The organism is Cryobacterium roopkundense (genome assembly GCF_014200405.1).
Classification (GTDB): domain Bacteria; phylum Actinomycetota; class Actinomycetes; order Actinomycetales; family Microbacteriaceae; genus Cryobacterium; species Cryobacterium roopkundense.
Genome location: NZ_JACHBQ010000001.1, coordinates 1,069,802 through 1,092,619, shown reverse-complemented (window position 1 = coordinate 1,092,619; position 22,818 = coordinate 1,069,802). Strand labels below are relative to the sequence as shown.

The following is a 22,818-nucleotide window of genomic DNA, read 5'->3' as shown; positions in this document are numbered from 1 at the left end:
GCATCCCTTTGCCGATCATCATGCAACTCCTCGGCCACGAAAGCATGAGCACCACCTCAGCCTTCTACGCCTTCGCGACGCTCGACATGATGAAAACAGCGATGAACGCCGCCACCCCAGGCATTGACGCGGTCGACCGCGACTGGCTCAGCGAGGAGAAATTGCAAATGCTCTACACACTTCACTAACGTCGAAAACGCTAAGCCGACAGAATAAACGTTGTCCCCAATGGACACTTGGCATCGGCACGATTTCTCGGCTTAACGTCATCCTCGGCATAATCAGAGTTAAGCCGAATTCGGTATAACTCTGACCGGGGCACGCAGTACGCGTCGGAACAGATCACCGTCTTCGCCGCGAAGAACGGCATCACCCGGTCGATGGGATACACCGGAATCTGCTGGGACAACGCCATGGCCGAGGGCTTCTTCGCGACGCTGAAAACAGAGTTCTACTACCGCCGCATCTGGCCCACCGGGCCCGCGCGATCCAAGGCGTCTCGGACTGGATCGAGGACCGCTACAACCGCCGCCGGCGGCACTCCTCGATCGGGCATGTCACGCCAGTGGACTTCGAGATGCAATACTCGTCACAGGCCGCAGAGATCCAACTCGCCGCTTAACCCGTGTCCACTCTCCGGGGTCAAGGCCACTAGTTGTTTGCAGACTCCAGCGCGGCAGCCATTGCATCAATGCTCGCGGACGAGAGGGCGTAATCGATTGCCATGACACTCGCTCCGATAATGCCAGCGTCGGCACCGGCCCGAGATTGTGCCACGGTGAGATGTTCCGTGGCCAGCGGCATCGAACGCGAATACACGACTTCACGAACGCCGGCAAGAAGATGTTCCCCGGCGAAGGCGAGGGAACCCCCGATCGAGATGACAGAAGGATTCAGGACGCTGACGCAGGTGGTGAGCACTTCACCAATATCGCGTCCCGCCTGCCGAACCGCCTGAATGGCGGCCAATTCGCCACCCTTTGTGGCGGCCACTACGTCGCTGAGAACAGCGATGGATTTGCCGTTGTACTCGACTCCTGCGAGCGCTAGGCGCTGAGCCAATGCTGGTCCAGCGGCCATAGCTTCCAAACAACCGCTATTGCCGCACCGACAGGGCACATTCTGGCCGCGGGCGATTTGCACGTGACCAATATCTCCTGCGATACCTTCGGCACCCCGTTGGAGTACGCCGCTGCTGATAATTCCGGAGCCGATGCCGGTGGACGCCTTCAGGAAGATGATGTTCTCTATGTCGGGCCAGGCAAACTTCTGCTCGCCGAGCGCCATGATGTTCACGTCGTTATCGACAAGGACGGTCGCTGTGAGGTGGTGATTGACGAAGCCCGGTACATCGAAGTCATCCCACCCCGGCATGATGGGCGGGTTTGACGGGCGGCCGGTCGAGTGCTCGACGGGGCCGGGGAGACCGATCCCGATGGCGATCAAATCCACTTCCTTGAGGCGGAGAGCCGCAAGTTCTGAGCGAATTGTCCTCACCATCCAGCCGAGACATGATTCAGGACCATCCGCAATGATGATTTTTGACGATGTTCGGCCGAGGATCTCGCCGGCAAGATCTGTCAGCGCCAGGCTCGCCTGTGTTGCGCCGAAGTCCACGGCCGCAATCACCCGGGCTTTGGGGTTGAGGGCCATTTGAGCCGAGGGCCGACCACCGGTAGAGACAGCATCCGTGACCGGCGCAATGAGGCCCAGCTCAAGCAGAGTGTCGATGCGGAGCTGGATGGTCGATCGAGCCAAGCCCGTCATCGTCACCAATTCGGCCTTTGTTCGTGGCTGCCCGTTCCGTAGGAGTTGAAAAAGGGCCGCGGCACTGAAGCCGTTGAATTTGATTTGAATCTCAGCCATCCCCGTATTTTACTGGCGGTAGACCCAATGATCTCGCCTTGATCCAGTTGTTCTCGACAGTAGTTGATAACAAATTTGTAACGTAACGTTGATTTTCGACGAAAGAGTAGTGTTTACTGTCATTATCGATTCACACACAGAATCACCGTGAGATCAATGCCACAGGCAGCGGAGCTTTACCTATGAAAGGCACATCGATGAAGATTGGCTACTCGACCATTACATGGGGCGGGGTCGTGGGGCATCCCTCCGGCGTCACGGCTGTGAAAGACCTCTTCTATCGTGCGAACGGCGATACCCTCGAAGCGGTCTCTGACATCTCATCCGCCGGTTATCAGGGCACGGAGGTCTTCGACGGAGATCTCGCCGACTACGCGGATCGGCCAGACGTGCTGCTCGACGCGTTGAAGAAGGCCCAGCTTGAGCTTGTTGCCGTCTACACCGGAGCCAACTTCATTTACGATGACATTCTCGAAGATGAGCTACACAAGATCTCCCAGTCGGCCAAGCTCGCCTCGGAATTCGGGGCCACCAGGCTCGTCGTGGGCGGCGGCGCCAAACGAGCACGAGGCGAGCAGCCGGACGACATGGCCAAGCTGGGTCGTGCCCTTGACCAGGTTGTGGAGATCGCCGCGTCATTCGGGCTGGACTGCACTTACCATCCCCACCTCGGAACCATCGTTGAGGGGCCTGATGCCCTCGAACGACTGATGGGTCTGTCCACAATCAAGTTCTGCCCCGATACCGCGCACCTGACTGCCGGCGGCGGAAATCCGGTTGAACTGATCGAGAAATACGCCGACCGCCTCGCCCATGTGCACCTCAAGGACTACAAATACGCCACCGGGGATTTCCTTCCCCTCGGACAGGGAGACATCGATTTTCCTGGTGTGATTGCAGCAGTTCGATCCGCCGGCTACGACAGCTGGCTCATGGTCGAACTGGATTCATACGACGGTAACCCCACCGACGCCGCCGTCATCAGTAAGCGGTACCTCGACGACATTCTTGCCCCCAGCAACGCGCTTCGAGACTAATCCCCCCCCCCTCCCCCACAAGAAGAAAGCTATTTCAATGAAGAAATCAATTGCAGCGCTTGCCCTCGGCACAGCGTTGGTGCTCGGTCTTGGAGCATGCTCAACAGCAACCACCCAAACCGCGAACACTGAAAACGCTGATGTGTCGGCGCAGGTAGACGCCGCACTGGCCGAATTGTCCGGTCAGGTGCTGAGTGTTGGTCCGAACGGTGAAACACCCGCGGGTTTCGACGCAACGACACTGACCGATGACGAAGTCGCCAAGGTCAAGGCCGGGAACTTCAAAGTCGCGATTGTCATGCACTACGCCGGAAACGACTGGTCCACTGCACAGGTACAAGGGCTCGAGTCAGAATTCACCCGCCTGGGCATGGAAGTCGTTGCCGTGACAGACGCCAACTTCAAACCCGAGCAGCAGGTCTCGGACCTGGAGACGGTGCTGGCACTCAAGCCCGACCTGATCGTGTCCATTCCCACCGACCCGGTAGCAACCGCTGCCGCGTACGCTCAGGCGCGTGACGCCGGCGTGAAGCTCGTCTTCATGGATAATGTTCCTGATGGTTTTGTGGGCGGCAAAGACTACGTCTCGGTTGTTTCCGCTGACAACAAGGGTAACGGTGTCGTGTCAGCTCACCTTCTGGCCAAAGCTCTCGGCGGCCAGGGTGAGATCGGTCTCGTCTTCCACGACGCGGAGTTCTTCGTGACAGCCCAGCGCTACGAGGGTTTCAAAGAAACGATTGCCCTCTACCCTGACATCACCATTGTTGAAGAAAAGGGCATCGGCGGCCCCGACTTCGCCGGCGACGCGCAGGCAGCTACCACCGCCTTGCTGACCAAGTACCCGAACCTCGCCGGAATCTGGGGAGTGTGGGACGTTCCCGCCGAAGGCATCATGGCTGCTGCCCGTGAGTCCGGTCGCCCGGACCTGAAGATTGCAACCGAAGACCTCGGGACCAACGTTGCTATTGCTCTGGCCAAGGACGAACTCATCGTCGGCCTGGGCGCTCAGCGGCCTTACGACCAGGGTGTCGCAGAGGCTCGTCTCGGCGCAGCTTCGCTCATCGGCAAGACGGACATTCCGAACTTCGTCGCCCTCGGTGCCCTCCCGGTGACGCACGAAAACGTCCTCGACTCGTGGAAGACGGTCTACCAGGTCGAAGCACCCGAGTCGATCTCGAGCGTCTACAAGAAGTAAAACGAACTTCTGATTGTGGGGCCGGCAGCAGACGTTTCACCTGTTGCTGCAGGCCCCACGCACCTTTTGATTTGCCCAAACAGCCCGGTTGCAGCCTTCCCACACTTTCGCCTCAAACGACAAGGAATTCACAATGAAGAAAATCAATGTTGGCCTCATCGGCGGCGGATTCATGGGTAAAGCCCACTCGCTGGCTTACTCCGCCGTCCCCATGTTTTACTGGCCCACCGACATCATGCCGGTCAAGCACAGCATCGCTGAGGCCACCGATGACCTGGCTTCGGACGCCGCAGCGCGCTTCGGTTTTCAGAAGTCCACCAGTGACTGGCGCTCCATCATCGATGACCCCGAGATTGACCTCGTTGACATAGCAACCCCCAATAATCTTCACGCGGAGATCGCCATCGCCGCTCTCGAAGCCGGTAAGCACGTCATCTGCGAGAAGCCACTGGCCCGCACGGTAGAAGAGTCGGCGAGAATGTACGAAGCCTCGCGCGGAAGCGACCGCGTGCACATGGTGGCCTTCAACTACCGCCGAACCCCCGCTGTCGCTCTGGCAAAGCGTTATATTGACGAAGGAGCGATTGGGCGCATCCTCAACGTTCGTGCGACGTATTTGCAGGACTGGTCGGCAGACCCCAGCTCGCCGCTGTCGTGGCGCTTCAAGAAGTCAATTGCCGGTTCGGGCGCCGTGGGCGACATCCTGACCCACGTGCTCGACATGGCTCGTTACCTCGCCGGCGAGATCACCGAAGTGAGCAGTCTGACGGCCAACATCATCACGGAACGCCCCTTGCAGCAGGCTGGTGCCGACTCGCTCGGAAATTCCAAGGCCGATGGCGGACCGATGGGACCCGTGGACGTCGAAGACGAGGTCTTGTCGCTTGTGAAGTTCGCCAGCGGAGCCATCGGTTCCGTCGAAGCAACCCGCAATGCCTGGGGTCGCAACAACTTCATCACTCTGGAGATCCATGGTTCGGAGGGTTCCATCGTCTTCAACTATGAGAACCGGGACGAACTTCAGGTCTGTTTCAAGAGCGACGAAAACGACCGCCGCGGATTCCGCACTGTGTACACCGGCCCCAACCACCCCAATGGCGCCAACCTCTGGCCCATCCCGGCGTTGGGTATCGGTTACGGCGAAACGAAGATCATCGAAGCCCATGATCTCTTCACCGCTATTGCCGGTGGTGAGCCTGTTCGCCCCGACTTCGGCGATGGCTACCAGGTTGCTTTGGTGGATCACGCCATTCTCACCTCGGCAGCATCCGGACAGTGGGTCAAGGTCCCTCAGCTCAACCGCGAGACCGGAAAGGTCGAATAAACCAGATGTCCACGACTCCCGTGCTCGCAGTTGAGATGTTCGGCATCACCAAAGCCTTCAGCGGAGTACCTGTTCTTCGCGAAGTCAGTTTTGAACTGGCCGTTGGCGAAGTGCACGCCCTTGCCGGCGAAAATGGTGCGGGCAAGTCCACTCTCATGAAGATCCTGCAGGGCGTTTATCAGCGTGACAGCGGCGAGGTGAAGGTTGCGGGTGAAACAGTTTCATTGACCGACACTTTCGCTGCGCGGGCAGCAGGCATCGGTATGGTCTTCCAGGAGTTCAGCCTGATCCCCACCCTCACCGTCTGGGAGAACATCTTCCTGACGGCTGAACCCATGGGCAAATTCGGTCTTATCAACGACGCGCTCGCCCGTGAGAAAGCGCGCGCCATCTTCGTGGACATGGGTGTCAGCGTCGACGTCACGAGCCTGCTCGAGAACATGCCCACGGCTCTCTGGCAACTCACCGAAATCGCCAAAGCCTTGGCCCAGAACGCCCGTGTGCTCATCATGGATGAGCCCACGGCATCGCTGGCCAAGCACGAGACGAATGCGCTCTTCGAACTCATCGAGCGACTACAGGCCCGTGGAATCTCCATCATCTACATTTCACACCGAATGGATGAGGTGTACCGAGTTGCCGATCGCATTACCGTGCTTCGCGACGGCAAGAATGCGTTGACCGCAAAACTCTCCGATGTCTCTCCGGCGCAGATCGTGGCAGCCATTGTTGGACGAGAAATGTCCGGGATCATGGCCTACGAAGACCGCTGTGCAAAGATCAGCACGGATGCCGTGATGACGGTAACCGGTCTGGCTTCCGGCAAACGTCTGTCAGACATCACGTTCAACCTGCACCGCGGCGAAATTCTCGGCTTGGCCGGTCTCATGGGCAGTGGCCGCACGGAGCTGGTGAACACGCTATTCGGAATCGACCGAGCATCCGCCGGAACGATCACGATCAATGGCCAGACCGTTGCCATTCGCAATCCAGGGCACGCGATTTCCCTCGGGCTCGCGCTCATCCCGGAAGACCGCCGAGCTCAGGGACTGGTGCTGGAGCACTCCGTGCAAGAGAACATCACCCTTCCCCTCCTCGACGATCTCAAGAGCGGGCCACTCCTGCGGTCTTCCAAGATAGTCTCCCGGGCACAAGAGATCATTGGCAAGTTTTCCATCAAGGTCGCCGACCAAACAATGGATGTTTCGAGGCTCTCCGGTGGAAACCAGCAGAAGGTCGTGATTGGAAAATGGCTTGGCACTGATCCAGACATCCTCATGATGGATGAGCCCACTGCCGGCGTCGACATCGGCACCAAGAAGGAGATCTTGGCCATGGTTCGCCAGATCGCCGACGACGGCAAGGCCGTCATCATCATTTCGTCCGAACTCCCGGAACTGTTATCGGTGAGCGACCGCATCCTCGTTCTCCGAGATGGCGAAGTGGCTCGCGATCTTTCGCGGGCGGACATCCCATCTGAAGAATTCCTCCAACTCGCTGTACAAGGAGCATAAATGTCCACGTTGACTACGAAAATGAACCGCAGTCTTCACTTTGTTCACCGCTTTGACTGGCGCCAGAACATTATTTACGTCGGTTTTGTGGTGGTGTTTATCCTCTTCGCCGTTCTCCTGAACGACAGCGGTTTCACCAGTGCCAACAACCTCCTGAACATTGCGCGCCAGACGGCCACCATTTCCATCATGGCCGTGGCCATGACATTCGTGATCGCCACCGCAGAAATCGACCTCAGTATCGGGTCCGTCGCCGGCCTCTCCTCCGTGGTTTCAGCCCTGGCCATGTCTTCCTACGGGCTGGTCCCGGGTATTCTGGCCGGCCTGCTGGTCGGGCTCGTTGTCGGTGCTGTCAACGGCGGACTCGTGGCATGGCTCAAAGTCCCCTCCTTTCTCGTGACCTTGGGAATGCTCGGCCTGATTGTGGGTGTCGCCCGCTGGATCACGGCTTCTGCACCGGTGCCGATCGCCGACGCCACGTTCATCCAGATCTTCGGCGGCGGCAATGTGGGCGCAATTCCGTCCCTTCTGATTTGGGCCGTGGTCATTGTGGCCCTTGGCGCCGTCGTCATGAATAAGACGAAATTCGGCCGCCAGGTTCGGGCTACGGGTGGAAACACTCAGGCAGCCATGTTTACCGGAGTCAACACCGCCCGGATCAAGTTCTACGTTTTGCTCCTCTCCGGGCTCGTGGCCGCCATCGCAGGCATGCTCTACGCGGGTCGACTTCAGTCAGGACGCTTCCAGTGGGGAACCGGTGATGAACTCTCAGTCATCGCTGCGGTAATTCTGGGCGGAACGTCCCTCTTCGGCGGCCGTGGCGCAATCATCGGATCACTCTTCGGTGCGCTGTTCATCGGTCTGGTCAACAACGGTTTGATCCTCGCCGGCCTTGAAGTCAGTCAGCAGCAGGTCGTTCGCGGCGCCATCATCATTGTCGCCGTCGCCTTGTCGAGCAAGAAGGCCTCAAGCTGATGCAGCCCCCACTCCGCGCCGGCATCCTCGGCGGTGGTTTCATGGCAGAGGTACATGCCCGAGCAATCTGGGCAGCCGGCTCCGAGGTCGTGCTGATCGCCAGCTCGTCGCCCGATAGCTCCGCTCGCGCTGCTGACCGGTTGGGTATCGACGGTATCGCTCCAAGCGCCCGCGCCTTGATCGAGTCCGATGCGGTCGATGTCATTCATGTCTGCACCCCGAATGCGTTTCATTCCGAGCAGGCGGGCCTGGCGCTTCTGGCCGGAAAACCTGTCGTGTGCGAGAAGCCGTTGGCGACGCTGGTGTCAGACGCGGAAGAGCTGGTGAGCCGCGCCAGAATCTCCGGAACACCGACTGCGGTTCCGTTCATCTACCGTTATTACCCTGCGGTTCGTGAGATTCGATCGCGGATCTCAGACGGTTCGGCGGGAGAGATGCATCTGCTTCACGGCTCGTACCTCCAGGATTGGCTCGCACTGCCCACCGCCACAAACTGGCGGGTCGATGAAACGGTCGGCGGCTCATCGCGCGCCTTCGCTGACATCGGCGTGCACTGGTGCGACCTGATGGAGTTTGTGACAGGGCACCGCATTACCCGACTGGTGTCAGCGCTCTCACGATCGCATCCTGAACGCGGGGCGACCGAAGACGCCGCGTCCATCCTGTTTGAGACAGATCGAGGCGCATCGGGCACGCTCATCGCAAGTCAAATCACCCATGGGCGCAAGAACCGACTCCACTTTTCCTTCGATGGGGAGCTGGAATCTTATCGATGGAACCAGGAGCGCCCGGGAAAGTTCACGGCCTCCAACCAGAGTATTGAGACCACAATCTACCCGGGCTCCGCAGAGCTGGCTGCCCGGTCGTCCCAGAGTCTGGCGCATCTTCCTGCTGGGCACCCGAGGGGATATCAAGATGCGTTCAACGCTTTCACAGCGGATGCCTATTCTTCTTTTCAGGGCCAATCCGTCGACGGCCTACCCACCTTTGTCGACGGTTTACGGGCCGCGATCATCACCGATGCAGTGTTGACGTCCGCACAGTCCGGCCGGTGGATCGACGTGGCGAGTCCCACCGACGGAATTCCTGCGGTGCCACACAACAGCCGCGGGGTTCTCGACGCAGCCCCAACTCAGTAGATTCATACTGACCACCAAGGAGTAACACATGTCTCGACCCGTCACCCTCTTCACCGGTCAATGGGCTGACCTGCCGCTTGAGCAGGTCGCGAAGTATGCCAGCGAGTGGGGCTACGACGGCCTGGAAATCGCCTGTTCAGGCGAACACCTCGACGTCTGGCGTGCCGCAGAAGATGATGCCTACCTTCAGGACCGCCTCGATATTCTCAAGCGCCACAACCTGAAACTCTTTGCGATTTCCAACCACCTCAAGGGTCAGGCCGTCTGCGATGATCCCATCGATTTTCGCCATCAGGCCATCGTTGGTTCGCGAGTCTGGGGAGACGGTGAAGCCGAGGGTGTTCGCCAGCGCGCCGCCCAGGAGCTCAAACTCACCGGCATCGCCGCTCGCAGGCTTGGCGTTGACACCGTGGTGGGTTTCACGGGCTCAAAAATATGGCCCTATGTTGCAATGTTCCCGCCGGTACCGGAGCATGTCATCGAGGCGGGTTATGAAGATTTCGCTGACCGCTGGAATCCGATTATGGATGTCTTCGATGACAATGGTGTGCGGTTCGCCCTTGAAGTTCACCCCAGCGAAATTGCCTATGACTGGTACACGACGGAGAAGACGCTTGAAGCCATCGGACACCGTCCAGCGTTTGGCCTGAACTGGGACCCTTCACATTTGATGTGGCAGGACATCGACCCTGCGGCGTTCATCCATAACTTCGCCGATCGGATTTATCACGTGGATTGCAAGGACACCACTTTGCTGCCCAAGGACGGCCGTCGGGGGCGACTTTCCTCGCATTTACCGTGGGGTGACCCGAAACGCTCATGGGACTTCGTCTCGGCCGGTCACGGCAGCGTGGATTGGGAAGCAAGTTTTCGCGCCCTGAACACGATCGGCTACACCGGTCCTATCTCCATCGAATGGGAAGATTCCGGTATGGACCGACTTCGCGGTGCCCCGGAAGCGCTTGCTTTTATTCGGACACTGCTCTGGACGCCAGCGTCGACTTCGTTTGACGCGGTGTTCAGCAACCAGGGCTGATGGGGCAGCCCCACACCCCTGCCAAACCAGCACAGTTGTGGTCGACACCGAATGTCTCGGAACCTCAGGGGTTCCCATGCCTTTGCAGCAAACCGAACGGTTCACTACTCCCGATCATAGCCGGGCGCCTTTGGTCCATCACGGTTGATTGAGGTAGGTAAATGGTGGGCATCGAACCCCTGATTGACGCGGTGTCGACGAATTACACCACCCGGCGGGACGTGACCTCCGTGTACGTACGCCCGATGCCAAAAGTAGACGCCTCCCAAGGCGAAGGTGCGGCTTTCAACGAGTTAGAGAGCCGCTCGGCGGCGAGGGTTTCTCCACCACTGGCGTTGTCACCCTCCCCCGGCTCGGCGGCGTCGGGAGAGAGATACTGTTTCTTCGAAACCAGCGGCACTTGACATCGTCCTCGTTTTTGCGTACTGTTCAGACCACCTGATCACCTGCTTTACAACCTAGAATCGCGGCATCACCCGGACTGCCTCGGATTGACTCGTGAGCAACACCTTGAAACGAAGGCACACTTCGATGAAAAAGTTTATGAACGATCCCGCAGATGCAGTAACCGATTATCTTGTCGGCTTGGCTGCAGCTCACCCGACGACAGTGACTTTCGATGCCGAGCGACGCATTGTTGTGAGAACCACGCGCGCCAGAGCAGGCAAGGTCGGTCTGGTGGCCGGCGGCGGCTCCGGCTGTGAACCGCTGCACACGGGGTTCGTAGGCCACGGCATGCTCGACGCCGCCTGCCCCGGTGAAATATTCACGTCCCCAGTTCCCAAGCAAATTGTCGCCGCCACGCTGGCCGCTGACAGTGGTGCCGGGGTGTTGCATGTCATCAAGAATTTCAGTGGAGAGGTGATGAACTTCGGCATGGCCACAGAGCTGCTCGCCTTTGAAGGCATCGCAGTCGACTCAGTGCTCGTCACCGATGACGTCTCCATCCCGCAGATGCCCGGAACTGCCGGACGACGAGGACTCGGCGCGACCGTGCTGGTCGAAAAGATCGCGGGTGCAGCGGCCGAACGTGGTGACGACCTTGCCTCTGTCACGGCAATCGCCCGCCGCGTCACTGACCGCGCTCGTACGTTCGGGGTGGGCCTGAGCTCATGCACACCCCCACTTCGCGGAAAACCTATTTACGATTTGCCCGACGGCGAAATTGAATTCGGAATCGGTATCAGCGGCGAACCAGGTCGGGAACGAGTGGCCATGAGAGACGCACACCAGATAGCCGACGCCATGGTTTCTGAGGTCGTGACCGATCTGCAGCCCTCCCCTGGCGCACAGCTGCTCGTCCTGGTGAACGGAATGGGTGCGACCCCGCTCAGCGAGCTGTACCTGCTGTACGGCGAGTGCGACCGGCTGCTTCGCGCTCGAGGACTAGAGCCGGTACGCAGTCTGGTCGGAAATTTTGTCACCTCACTCGATCAGGCCGGAGCTGCCCTGACCATTCTGGAGCTCGACGATGCCCTGACAGTTTTATGGGATGCGCCGGTGCGCACCGCCTCAATCACCTGGGGAGCAGAAGCATGAACGATCAAATCACCACGGCACAGCTGACCGCGTGGGTCACCGAATGTGCCCGTCTGATCAACGTTCACGCCGACGCTCTGAACGACCTTGATGCGACCGCTGGCGATGCCGACCACGGCTCCAACCTCGAACGCGGGTTCACTGCCGTGATGGCGATCGGGCTCCTTGACCAACTGGACTCACCGCGGGAACTCCTCAAACACGTGGGCTCCACAATCGTTGACGTGGTCGGCGGTTCCAGCGGCGCCCTCTATGGCACTTTTTTTCTGCGAATGGCTGTGACGAGCGGGCCGAACGGCGTGTTGGATGCTGCCGGTTTTGCTGAGCTGCTCCGCGCCGGTGGGCAGGGAATTGTGGATCGCGGCTCCGCCCAGGTCGGCGATAAAACGCTCTACGACTCTCTCGCTCCGGCCATCACTGCCCTGGACCAAGCGCTGGCGGCCGGTGACACGCTGGCCCGTGCATTGATCAGCGCATCTGCCGCAGCAGACTCCGGGCGGGACGGCACGGTGGCGCTGGCCGCCCGCAAAGGACGTGCGAGCTATCTCGGCGATCGAACCATCGGGTATGCCGATGCGGGGGCCACGTCGATGGCGCTGATCATTCGGGCCGCCATGACAACTCTGGGCTGACCCGTGCACGCTGCAAACACTCGAGCTTCTCGGGCATCTGCCGGGGTGGAAGTTGCCCTCGAAGCCGCAGCCGAACTGGCCGAAAGCCCCTGGTGGGACACCGAACGAGCCGAGTTGCTCTGGGTAGACATCCCGAAGGGTGAAATTCACCACTTTGACCCGGCATCCGGAACGGACCACAGCATCACTGTCGGGCAACCGGTGGGAACCGTGGTCGGCCGCCGGTCCGGCGGCGTCGTGTGTGCGGTGCGCGATGGGATCGGCTACGCAGACTTGGAAACGGGTGCGTTCGAACTCGTTGCCCCCGTCGAAGCAGACCGAGCATCGAACCGGATGAACGACGGTGCCTGTGATGCAAACGGCCGGCTCTGGGTCGGCACCATGAATGCTGATTTAGTTCCGGGGGCAGGCAGTCTGTACCGCGTCTCTGCAGATCTGGCCGCAGATCGCATGATTTCGCCGGTTTCGATCTCCAACGGTCTGGACTGGAGCCCGGACGGTCGGACCTTCTATTACGTCGACTCCCTGACCCGACAGATTGATGCTTACGACTTTGAACCCGGCACCGGAACGCTCCGCAGGCGTCGCACCCTGGTGAAGACTCCCGGCCTCGTGGCCACCCCTGATGGCATGGCCGTCGACGCGGAAGGCTGCCTGTGGGTTGCTATGTGGGAAGGCGGCAGCGTGCTCCGCTACAGCCCGGCGGGTGAACTGTTGACGGTCGTTGACCTGCCGGTCACTCGCGTCACGAGTGTGGCCTTCGGCGGCGCTCGCTTAGATCAGCTGTTCATCACATCGGCCCGTGCAGGGTTGACATCTGAACAACTCATGCACGACGAACCACTCGCCGGCGCGATCTTCGCCGTCGACCCACACGTGACAGGACTAGCCCCGCACCGGTTCGCCGGTTAGAGCCACGGCTGGCGCTCAGCAACCGGGCCTCAGCGAATGACGGGTTCGGTTGCCGCGAGGAGACCGAGTTCACTGCGGAGGGGCATACCCTCCCAGTCCCCGGCGACCGTGCAGGCGAAGGCACCCACAGACACCGCGGTCTGCAGGCGCAGCGTTACAGGAGAGCCGCGATGAACTTCAGACAGGTAACCGGCGACGAATCCGTCGCCGGCACCGACGGTGTCTTCCACTGTGACAGTGAAGGCCACCTGGTCATAACTGACCCCGTCAACAAGGGCGAAGCAGCCACGATCCCCCAACTTAATGATCACTTGCCGCGGACCCAGTTCGCCCAAGAGCCGGGCGGTCTCAGCCACGCTGTCGGCACGCCCCACGGCGATCTCGGCTTCGTCTTCACCGGCGAAGACGATGTCGGCGAGGGCAATCAGGTCGCGATAGCTCTGCCGTGCCGCCTCGGCGTTCCACAACCGTGATCGATAGTTCAGGTCGGAGGAGACGAGCACTCCGGCGTCCCGCGCCAGAGACATGGCATGACGGGTGGCCTGTGCCGCTGATTCCGAGAGCGCCGGAGTGATACCGGTGACATGCAGCAAGCTCGCCTGACGAATGACGTCAGCCGGAATGTCTGACGGCTCAAGCCGAGAACCGGCGCTTCCGGCCCGGTAATACCAGACCCGGGTAGCGGTGGCCATCCGTCGTTCCTTGATCATGAGTCCAGTGGGGGCGTCCTCGTCAACGGTGATGATCGCGTTCACCCCTTCGGCGGCCAGCTCCCGCTGAATGAGGTCTCCCAGGCTATCGCGGCCCACCCGACCGACCCAGGTCACCGGGGTACCCAGACGCTTCAGGGCAATCGCCACATTGCTCTCCGCACCCCCCATCCCTAGCTGCACGCTGCGGCTGAGGGCCAGCATGCCGGGTTGCGGGTCTCGAAAAAGCCCCATCGTCTCGCCGAAGGTCAGTACTCCTCCCGGTGTCGCGCCGGCAGTCATGACTCACTCCTGAAACCGCTCACCAGGTTCACGGCGTGTTCAGCGCGTTCTGCCAATTCGGTCATGCTGCCGCCGGAGAACGCATTGCCGATCAGCGGTCCACCCAGCGAAACTGCCAGCGCTCCGGCCTGAAGCCAGGGCTCCACATCGGCCATCTCGACCCCGCCCGACGGAATGACCTGAATATCAGGAAAGGGCCCACGAAACTGGGACAGATAAGTCACGCCCACCGTCGAGGCAGGAAAAATCTTCACGGCCGTGGCGCCCGCAGTCCAGCCAGCGTGCAGCTCTGTCGGGGTGAGCCCGCCTGGGTAAATCGGCACACCACGACGGAAGGCCAGCGCGACAATCTCGAGGTTCGTGGTGGGTGTCACCAGAAACTCGGCGCCGGCATCCAGTGCGAATTCGGCCTGTTCGAGATCGGTAACGGTTCCCACGCCGAGGTCGACCGTGGTCGGAACGATCTGGCGGAGCGCGGAAAAGTGTTCGAGAGTTCCCGGAGTGCTCAGCGTAAATTCAAGAGACCGGATGCCCGCATCAACAAGAATTTTTACAACGGGATCGTAGTCGTGAGCCTGCCGTGCTCTCAAAACAGCGATGAGAGGCGACTCAAGAAGATTAGTAGAGGGAGGAGTTGCTGGAGAGCTGGCCCGAAGCACCATAGTGTCGTGTTTCCTTTGATGTCAGTGACAGAATGATTCTTCGGACCAGCTCAAACAGCCAGACCGATCGAATCCGGAGGATCAGTAGGTCTTGGCGGGCTTCAGCGCATTGTTGATGTAGGCCTGGGCTGCCGCGACGTTCGTCTTAGTCACAACACGGGTGGGCACCTCAATAAACTTGCCCACCGATTCGCCCAGCACGACGTTGTGGAAGATCGTGTCGATGAAGGTGCGGCCCTGGTCTACCGATCCCACGTCAATGGTGGCAGTGAGTTTGCCCGCAACGATTGAGTCCATGCCCGAGATCAAACCGTCGGCGCCGATAATGACGATGCCGTCGGTGCCATCCCACAACTTGAGGCCGGCAGCCTCCACCGCCTGCAGCGCGCCTAGAGCCATGTCCTCGTTTTCGCCGTAAATGGCGTTCACGTCACGGAAACGAGTGAGCAGATCCTGAGCAGCGTTCAGACCCTTTTCACGAACGTAGCCGCCGTCAGCACTGCCGACAACCTTCATGCCCGGGTTTTCTGCCATAGCCTTGGCGAAACCAATCAGGCGAGCCTTCGTCCAGTCCGAACCGGACGGTCCCATAATCTGAATGACCTTGCCCTTGCCACCGAGTGTGTCGGCGATGAACTTGCCAGCCAGGTAACCTGACTGCGAGCGGTTGTCATACCCAATGTTGGAGACGGTGCCGATCTGGTCGGGCTCGTAAATTTCTACCGGCTGATTGAACTGGAAGACCGACGTCCCGCTGTCGGCCGCTTCCGTATAGACATCCTGCATCGTGGCGAAGTTTGCCCCGGTGCATACCAAAACTGCATCGAATTTACGGGTGGTCCAGCCCCGTACGGTGCTAATCTGCTGCTCGACGGCATCAAAGTTTCCCGTGGGCGAAGAGCGTTCCCACTTCCACTTCACCCCATAGGCTGCCTCAAGTTCTGCCATCCGGCCGAAGGCGGCATTTTCCATCTGGTTGAAAAACTCCGATAGAATCGGAGGCGTCCAGCCAACCTGAAGCTCTCGACCAGCAACGAGCTTCTTAATTTCAGCGTCGTAAACGGAGCCGCCGACGCTGCCGGCAGCGGCAGCGCCGCCCGTTGCGGCGGCTGATCCGGTGGGGGCCACAGTCGAGCAAGCCGACAAAAGACCGGTTGTGGCGATGACTCCCGCGCCCAGTCCCATCGAAGTGAGCAGGCTGCGGCGAGAAACTCCGTTTTTCTTGACCTCTGAAATGATTGCTGTGTCAGACATTTTTTACCTTTCGCTGTGTTGATTGAATTTCCGCTCGTCATCTTTGACGGGTCGGTGTACCGGTGAAGATCAGGCGTGTGCCAGCCTGGTCGCGAGTCGGACCGAGCGAGCTCTGATGAGCGAGCTCACTCGGTCGAAGACGACGGCCAGGAGAAGAACTCCTCCGGTCACAACTTGTTGCCAACTCGAACTCACCCCGGCGATATTGATGGCATTCGCAGTAATACTGAGCACCAGCGCCCCGATGACCGCCCCGACGGCAGATCCACGGCCCCCGCCGAGTGCGGCGCCCCCGATGATCGCAGCGGCGATGGCTGCGACCTCGTAGCCGAGTCCCATGGTCGGGGCGACGGTGGTGTTTCGACCGGCCATAATCATTCCGGCCACGCCAGCCATCAACCCACTGATCATGTATGCGATCACCTTGATGCGGGCAACTGGTACCCCGGAGAGCACAGCTGCATGGGGGCTACTGCCGAGACCGTAAGCGTGCCGTCCGTAACTCGTGAACTTCAGCACGACGGCCACCGCGACAACCGCAACAATGGCAATAAGAATGGGAACGGTGATGAAGCCAAATGGCTGACTGAGGCCGCTGATGACGTAGTACTCCGGCAGCATGTAGCCGATAATCGGCACCCCGCCGGTCCACAAAAATAGAGCACCGCGGGCAACTCCTAGCATTGCCAGAGTGGCGATGAAATCAGGCAAACCCAACTTGGTGATCATGATCCCGTTGATAAGGCCGAGAAATGCACCGACCGCCATCGTCGTCAGCAGACCCACCACCAGGGGGGCGCCGCTGGTGATCGTGTACGCACCGACGCCGGCGCTCAAGCCCATCACGGACCCGACCGACAAATCGATCCCGCCGGTAATCAGCACCACGGTCATCCCCAGCGCCAGCAGCAGCACGAACACCAACTGGTTGGAGACGTTGCCGGCATTGGTCCCGGTAAAGAAGTTGGGGAACGCCACCGACATGGCCGCGATCAGAATGACCAGCAGGAGAAAGGCTCCCGCACTCGGGTTGGCCAGAAGACGGCTGAACCGCTGGCTCGGGGCAGTTATGGCGGTCATTTCGTGTTCCTCACAGACGAACGAGTAGCGGATGTTGTGGGCGCGTCGGAAGACACAGACGCTGAGGCATCCGGGTCATCGAAAATCTGACGCTTGGTGGTGGCTGCCGCCAGCTGTTTGATCACCCATATCTGCACCGCACGGTCGAACGCAACGGCGATGACGATGCTGGCGCCGGTCACGATGCTGAACCAGAGCGGATCCACCCCGATGAGCTGCAGCCCTTGGGCCATGGTCGCCAGGAAGAGTGCACCGATCACCGCGCGCCAGACACTGCCACGGCCTCCGGCGAGCGATACGCCACCCAAAACCGCGGCCGCGATCGCGCTGAGTTCATATCCCTGGCCGAGGCCTGGCTGCACGGAGTTCAGATGAGAAGCCAGGAGAACGCCGGCCAGGCCGGCAATCGTTCCGGACAACAGGTAGACGGTGAAAGTTAGGCGCCGGACCGGCGTTCCCGCCAAAAAGGCAGCCCGAGGATTTGTCCCCACGGCGAAGATCGTTCGGCCAAACGTCGTGAATAGAAGCACCCACTCCAGCGCAGCCACGATCAACAGAGTGATCACCACCCCGGTGGGGATTCCGAGGATGCTCCCCTTGGTGAGCCAGGCAAACGCTGGCAGTGACACGCCGGTGAGCTGGGTTCCTGTCGTGATGACCTGAAGGGCGCCGGCTCCGATGCTGAGCGTCGCCAACGTCACGATGAATGCGTTGATCTCCATCACCGCGATGAAAAAGCCGTTAATAATTCCAAATGCGATACCCGTGGCGATGCCCGCCAGAATACCCAGCGGCAGCGCCCCGCCGTTCATCAGAACCATCATCGTCATCGCAGCACTCAGTCCTGTGGCTGCGCCGACGGAGAGGTCAAAACCGCCGACGATAAGGACAAAGGTCATGCCCGCCGCGAGAATGATGACGAACAGTGACTGCGTCAGCAGATTTGAGATGTTCTCCTGGGTGAGAAAGAACGGTGAGGCCAGAGAAAAAAAGACCACAGCCAGCGCCAGAGCGGCCGCGACCGGCAGCCCGTCAATCGCTAGTGCCTGGGTCAATCGCGTACGCACGCTCATGGTGTTTCCTCCGCTACTCGGCTCTGCTCTGCTACTCCAGCCACCATGGCCATAATTTTTTCCGCCAGCTCGTTGTCGGTGCCGCCAGTCGTATTCCTGCGCTGTCCAGTGAGTTCTCCCACCAGGCGTCCCTCACGCATCACGACAATGCGATCGCTGAGGTTCACCAGTTCAGGCAATTCAGAGGAGATCACAATCGCCGCCCCACCCTTATCGACGAAATTGTAGATCAGGCGGTAAATTTCGGTCTTGGCGGCGACGTCGATCCCCTGAGTGGGCTCATCAAATATGAGCAGTGAAGGCATATTAAAGAGGGCTCGGGCTATAACCACTTTTTGCTGGTTTCCGCCACTGAGAGTGCCGATTTTCTGCGTTACACCACTGCATCGAATGCGCAGTTCGGTGACAAAACGATTGGCTGCGGCTTTTTCCTTGCGGTTGTTTAACACGACGGTGCCGGTGGAGACCTCGTCCAGGCTGGAAATGGAGATGTTTTGGGCGATCGACATGGAGCCCAGAATGGCCTGAGTCTTTCGCTCTTCAGGAACGAGCGAGATTCCGAGTTTGGTGGCCTGACGGGGATTTCTAATCAGTACTCTGCGGCCTCGAACAAAGACCTCGCCGCTGTCAGTGCGGTCGGCCCCCAGAATGACCCGAGCCAATTCGGTGCGGCCGGCTCCGGCGATCCCGGCAATGCCGAGAATTTCTCCCTGTCGCACGGTGACCGAGATGTCCCGCAGCAAAGGCAGTCGGGTAACCCCGGTCAGTTTAAGAACCTCTGGCTGTTCTGTATCCGACAACACTGGGCGGCCATCGTGCACAGTGGACGACTCGGCCAGATTACGGCCGCGCCCCACCATCAGTCGCACCAGCGAGTCGGGCGTCTGGTCCGTCGGAGCCACATGAGCGACCCAGCGGCTGTCGCGGAGGACAGTAATCACGTCTGCCAGGCCGAAAAGTTCGTCGAGCCGGTGAGTCACCCAGAGCAGGGCCACCCCTCGTTCCCGCATACGCCTCATGTGATCAAAAAGCATCTGCCGTTCGCTGTCTTCCAGACCGGATGTCGGCTCATCGAGAATGACGACGCGTGCGTCGAAGGCCAGCGCTTTGAGAATCTGCACCACGTGCTGTTTGAGGGCACCGAGGCTGCCCGTCGGTAAATCCAAATCTGTTTTGCTCAATCCGAATTCTTCGCAGAGCGATTCAACACGGCGCCGCATGGCTCGCTCGTCTAGGAACGGACCGCGCTTCAATTCGCGACCGAAGTAGACGTTCTCAATCACCGTCAGGTGCGGTGCGAGGGTCTGCTCCTGGTAAATCGTGCTGATTCCCAAGTCCTGAGCGTGTCGCGGGCTGGTGAAGTTGCGCGTCTTATTGTCGACCAGCAACTCGCCACTATCTGGGTTCGAGAGACCAGAGAGCAGACCAATCAGGGTGGATTTCCCCGCCCCATTTTCTCCGAGGAGAGCATGGATCTCTCCTGCGCGGAGCGACAAACTCACGTCGTCGAGGGCGATGACTCCAGGGTAACGCTTGCCCAGTCGGCGAGCTTCCACAATTGGCGCCTCGGCAGAGAGGCCGACCTGTGTGGCTGCTGTCACGTTGGAGGGAAACATTCATGCTCCTTTGCATGTCTGTCAGGACGACGGGTGCCGTCACGGTTTCGTACCACCTGAAGGTGTTCAGGTTAGTCGGAAATCAGGTGGTCTGAACTCTTACATTAAAATTCTCCACTGTCAAGAGAATTCAAGGCATGTTGAAGGACTGTGAACCGCCACATTACATCGGCGGAAAATGATTAGACAGGACTCTTACAGGACAGCCTCAAGGTGCACTTCAATGTCTTTCTGAACTTCGGCCAGATGGTTGGCCACGGCAATTTCAGCGGCGGCCGAGTCTCCCCCGGCCACAGCTTCCACAATGAGCACGTGGCCGGCATGGGCTGTTTTCCGGCGGCCAGGCAAGCGAATCACCCGATGAGAATAGACCACGAACAAGTGCTCAATGCTCTTGGACAGGTCAACCAGAAGCTGATTTCCACTAGCGGCTGAAATCGCCTGATGCAGTTGACCGTCCAGATTGATGAATTCGTAGTCGGTGATGCCCGGAGCCGCGGCGCGCTCAAGAATTGCGTGCAAATTTGCCACTTGTTCTGCGGAGATTTTTTTTGCAGCGAGTGAGGCACCTTCCCGTTCCAGAGCCAACCGCGCTTCAAAGAGGTCCGGAACGGTGTAATCACCCGTCAGAATCATGTCCGAGGGCAGTAACGTCGTTTTCTCGTTACTCACGACGAAGACACCCACACCGTGGTCAGTCCTGAGCAGGCCGCCCGCCTCCACCATGCGCAGGGCTTCGCGCATGGAGCTGCGCCCCACACCGAAGTTCTCGGCCAGAAGGCGTTCCGGGGGAAGCTTCTCGCCGATCTTGTATTCACCCTCAATAATGAGCCGCTCAAGTTGGAGAGCCACGGCGTCTGCCAACTTGACCCGCGGTACGCGTTCGATCATATTGTCGGCACTCATCGCGGGCCTCCCTGGTCAAGATAAAATCGTTTAGAAAAAAGGTGCGGTTCACCTATTGGTGGTCTGAAGATATGAAGTCTCAAGTTTAGTGACCTCTCACCGTCGCGGACGTGATGACACGCTGATCACAACAAAGCGGGAAGTGCCTGAAGCGCGAACCGACCGTAGGCATCCGTGGTCAATTCGATTCCCAGACCGGGGGCATCCGTCGCCTCGAGGAAACCGTTCTTCAACAGCGGAGCAGAGGCCAAGAGACCGTCCCAACCGGGACCACCGTAGGCATCATATTCGATCATCGGCGCGTTCTCACAGGCAAGGATGAGGTGGAGTCCGGCAGCCAGTGCGATACCGGTCCCCGAGGAACAGGCGATGTGCGGAACACAGTCAATGTTCCACGAACTGGCCATGTCGGCGACCCTCTTGGCCTCCGAAATTCCCCCTACACTGGTGCAATCAGGCTGGAGAATGTCAAAAGTTTTACGTTTGAGCAGGTCAAGGTATTCAAATCGGGTCAGGAGAGATTCTCCGCCGGCCAGGTTCATGGACACTCGGTCCGAGAGCCAGGTGTGCTCATCGATGTACTGGGTCAGGCTGCGAGACAGAATTGGCTCTTCGAGCCAGGCAATCTGAAGCTGCTCGAGTTCCCGGGCCAACGTCAACGCTTCCCGTCGATCAAAGGCCATGTTGGCATCGACCATGATGTCAATGTTCGGACCCACAGCGTCGCGTACGTCGGCCACCATGTCGATCCCAGCCTTGAGATCAGGACCGTGCCGAAGTTTCATGGCCGTGAAGCCCTGTTCAACGGCCTGGATGGCCTCTTCCACCACCAGATGGGGGGCTTTCAACGAGGGCGCGAAATAAGCGCGAACCTTCGACTTGGCTGCTCCCAGCAGGCGATACACAGGTTGACCGCTCACCTTGCCGAGCAGGTCCCAGAGGGCAATGTCGACCCCACTCAGTGCATAAGTTTCGATGCCTCGTCTGCCCCACATGTGTGTCGCATCCAGCATCTCTTGCCAGAGCGCGGCAATATCCTGGGGGTCCCGACCGATAAGCATGGGACCCAGTTGATTATTAATGATGGGCCCAACGGTGCTGAAATACTCCGATGAGAACCCGGCTTCGCCGATTCCCTCGAAACCCTCATCAGTGCGAATACGCACCACAATTCCGCCCTTGGAATTGACCTCCATGGCGCCCCAGCGCAGGGGCTCATCGAGAGCGACTCCCACCGGGAAGGCTCTGACCTCAGTGATCTTCATTGTTTTCCTTCGTCTAGTGACCAGCGGCCACCGGTTTCCCGAGGACCGCCGTGGTGAGGCTCCTTAGAGCGTGCCGCCCGCGTCGCGGTAGGCCTTCAACTGCGGAATCAGGTCTTCCCACTCAAACTCACCCTGATAGAAGTACTCAGCGGTGCTGTAGGTGCCGTCCATGGTGTCCTTGAGCGACTTCGGGCCAGGGAATCCAATGAACTTCCAACCCATCTGTTCCTTGTTACCGCCGTAGACCGGGTCACAGTAAAATCCTTGACGGGTGTGCAGACAGAGAGCACTAAAAAAGTCCAGCCCCTCATCGAAAGACCCCTGCAAGAACGTCGTCACCGGCTCTTTGGTGCCGAGAGTTACCTGACCAGGCTTTGGCGCTCCGGAGAGAAGCTCCAGCAAGTGGTCGGCTTCTGCGTCGCTGAGATCAGCAAACCTTCGGCCTGACTCAGAATGTGCCAATTCATCGAGCCGGACGAGCCCGTGTCGGTACACATTTTGCATCTCATCCATTCGAGCACGCCAAGCATCCGCATATTTTCCCGACATTTTCAGGAACCCGCTGCCGTCGGCGGCTGCGTATACATAGTCAATGCCGGAGAGGTAACGGTCGATGAAAACCACCACCCGTGCCTCGCGGGCACCTGGGTCCTGATCGGTCGGCATGATCCGCGCAGTCGCGGCCTCGACCGTGTCCCATTCGGCGTCGGTAAAGAAGAGTCGTTCAGTGGTGTCCGGATCTACCGGAGCGCCAACGATCTCCCATTCTGATTTCAGAGTCATGAGTGTCTTCCTGCCTGG

21 protein-coding genes are annotated in these 22,818 nt (G+C 59.5%); 11 read left to right on the top strand and 10 right to left on the bottom strand.

Features of this window, described 5'->3' with window-relative positions:
* Positions 1-8: 8 nt before the first annotated feature.
* Complete coding sequence (locus BJ997_RS21160; protein WP_201771717.1) at positions 9-188, top strand: recombinase XerD; 180 nt, start codon at positions 9-11, stop codon at positions 186-188.
* A 463-nt stretch (positions 189-651) separates the two neighbouring features.
* On the opposite strand, the gene BJ997_RS05120 is transcribed toward BJ997_RS21160, so the two are convergent.
* Complete coding sequence (locus tag BJ997_RS05120) at positions 652-1,866, bottom strand: ROK family transcriptional regulator (RefSeq protein WP_052542277.1); 1,215 nt, start codon at positions 1,864-1,866, stop codon at positions 652-654.
* A 182-nt stretch (positions 1,867-2,048) separates the two neighbouring features.
* Between BJ997_RS05120 and BJ997_RS05115 the strand changes: the two genes are divergently transcribed.
* From BJ997_RS05115 to BJ997_RS05070, 10 genes are all read left to right on the top strand, one after another.
* Positions 2,049-2,903, top strand: coding sequence for a sugar phosphate isomerase/epimerase family protein (locus BJ997_RS05115; protein ID WP_244962571.1), 855 nt, complete (start codon positions 2,049-2,051; stop codon positions 2,901-2,903).
* Positions 2,904-2,940: 37 nt separating this feature from the next.
* Entirely contained in the window at positions 2,941-4,098 is a 1,158-nt protein-coding gene (locus tag BJ997_RS05110; protein WP_035836838.1) for a substrate-binding domain-containing protein, read from the top strand.
* A gap of 133 nt (positions 4,099-4,231) precedes the next feature.
* Positions 4,232-5,422: a levoglucosan dehydrogenase gene (locus BJ997_RS05105; RefSeq protein ID WP_035836839.1), complete on the top strand. Its 1,191-nt coding sequence runs from the start codon at positions 4,232-4,234 to the stop codon at positions 5,420-5,422.
* A gap of 5 nt (positions 5,423-5,427) precedes the next feature.
* Positions 5,428-6,936 (top strand): sugar ABC transporter ATP-binding protein, encoded by a 1,509-nt coding sequence (locus BJ997_RS05100; RefSeq protein ID WP_035836840.1) that lies wholly within the window; start codon positions 5,428-5,430, stop codon positions 6,934-6,936.
* Positions 6,937-7,911 carry an ABC transporter permease gene (locus BJ997_RS05095; RefSeq protein WP_035836841.1) on the top strand — a complete coding sequence of 325 codons (975 nt, stop codon included), beginning with the start codon at positions 6,937-6,939 and terminating at the stop codon, positions 7,909-7,911.
* Positions 7,911-9,050 carry a Gfo/Idh/MocA family protein gene (locus BJ997_RS05090; RefSeq protein WP_035836842.1) on the top strand — a complete coding sequence of 380 codons (1,140 nt, stop codon included), beginning with the start codon at positions 7,911-7,913 and terminating at the stop codon, positions 9,048-9,050. Before BJ997_RS05095 ends, BJ997_RS05090 begins: the two co-directional genes overlap by 1 nt.
* Positions 9,051-9,078: 28 nt before the next feature.
* On the top strand, positions 9,079-10,086 hold the full coding sequence (locus BJ997_RS05085) for a sugar phosphate isomerase/epimerase family protein (RefSeq protein WP_035836843.1): 1,008 nt from the start codon (positions 9,079-9,081) through the stop codon (positions 10,084-10,086).
* A 531-nt stretch (positions 10,087-10,617) separates the two neighbouring features.
* On the top strand, positions 10,618-11,625 hold the full coding sequence (gene dhaK / locus BJ997_RS05080) for a dihydroxyacetone kinase subunit DhaK (RefSeq protein WP_035836844.1): 1,008 nt from the start codon (positions 10,618-10,620) through the stop codon (positions 11,623-11,625).
* Entirely contained in the window at positions 11,622-12,257 is a 636-nt protein-coding gene (gene dhaL, locus BJ997_RS05075) for a dihydroxyacetone kinase subunit DhaL (protein ID WP_035836845.1), read from the top strand. The genes dhaK and dhaL overlap by 4 nt, the downstream gene beginning before the upstream one ends.
* A 3-nt stretch (positions 12,258-12,260) precedes the next feature.
* On the top strand, positions 12,261-13,169 hold the full coding sequence (locus BJ997_RS05070; protein ID WP_084141233.1) for an SMP-30/gluconolactonase/LRE family protein: 909 nt from the start codon (positions 12,261-12,263) through the stop codon (positions 13,167-13,169).
* 29 nt (positions 13,170-13,198) lie between these two features.
* Here BJ997_RS05070 and BJ997_RS05065 read toward each other — a convergent pair whose 3' ends face one another.
* The 9 genes from BJ997_RS05065 to BJ997_RS05025 form a co-directional block, all read right to left on the bottom strand.
* Entirely contained in the window at positions 13,199-14,161 is a 963-nt protein-coding gene (locus tag BJ997_RS05065; RefSeq protein ID WP_035836847.1) for a sugar kinase, read from the bottom strand.
* Positions 14,158-14,823 carry a bifunctional 4-hydroxy-2-oxoglutarate aldolase/2-dehydro-3-deoxy-phosphogluconate aldolase gene (locus BJ997_RS05060; RefSeq protein WP_052542278.1) on the bottom strand — a complete coding sequence of 222 codons (666 nt, stop codon included), beginning with the start codon at positions 14,821-14,823 and terminating at the stop codon, positions 14,158-14,160. Before BJ997_RS05060 ends, BJ997_RS05065 begins: the two co-directional genes overlap by 4 nt.
* Positions 14,824-14,904: 81 nt before the next feature.
* Positions 14,905-16,077, bottom strand: coding sequence for a sugar ABC transporter substrate-binding protein (locus BJ997_RS05055; protein ID WP_035836848.1), 1,173 nt, complete (start codon positions 16,075-16,077; stop codon positions 14,905-14,907).
* Between the two features lie 69 nt (positions 16,078-16,146).
* The gene (locus BJ997_RS05050; protein WP_052542279.1) at positions 16,147-17,157 is read right to left on the bottom strand and encodes an ABC transporter permease; all 1,011 of its coding nucleotides are present in this window, start codon (positions 17,155-17,157) and stop codon (positions 16,147-16,149) included.
* Positions 17,154-18,230 (bottom strand): ABC transporter permease, encoded by a 1,077-nt coding sequence (locus tag BJ997_RS05045; RefSeq protein WP_052542280.1) that lies wholly within the window; start codon positions 18,228-18,230, stop codon positions 17,154-17,156. Before BJ997_RS05045 ends, BJ997_RS05050 begins: the two co-directional genes overlap by 4 nt.
* Positions 18,227-19,846: a sugar ABC transporter ATP-binding protein gene (locus BJ997_RS05040; protein WP_183323273.1), complete on the bottom strand. Its 1,620-nt coding sequence runs from the start codon at positions 19,844-19,846 to the stop codon at positions 18,227-18,229. Before BJ997_RS05040 ends, BJ997_RS05045 begins: the two co-directional genes overlap by 4 nt.
* Positions 19,847-20,041: 195 nt before the next feature.
* Positions 20,042-20,752, bottom strand: a complete 711-nt coding sequence (locus tag BJ997_RS05035; protein ID WP_035836849.1) for a FadR/GntR family transcriptional regulator — start codon at positions 20,750-20,752, stop codon at positions 20,042-20,044.
* Positions 20,753-20,877: 125 nt separating this feature from the next.
* On the bottom strand, positions 20,878-22,017 hold the full coding sequence (locus BJ997_RS05030) for a mandelate racemase/muconate lactonizing enzyme family protein (protein WP_035836850.1): 1,140 nt from the start codon (positions 22,015-22,017) through the stop codon (positions 20,878-20,880).
* A gap of 63 nt (positions 22,018-22,080) precedes the next feature.
* Positions 22,081-22,800: a gluconate 2-dehydrogenase subunit 3 family protein gene (locus BJ997_RS05025; protein ID WP_035836851.1), complete on the bottom strand. Its 720-nt coding sequence runs from the start codon at positions 22,798-22,800 to the stop codon at positions 22,081-22,083.
* Positions 22,801-22,818 lie beyond the last annotated feature (18 nt).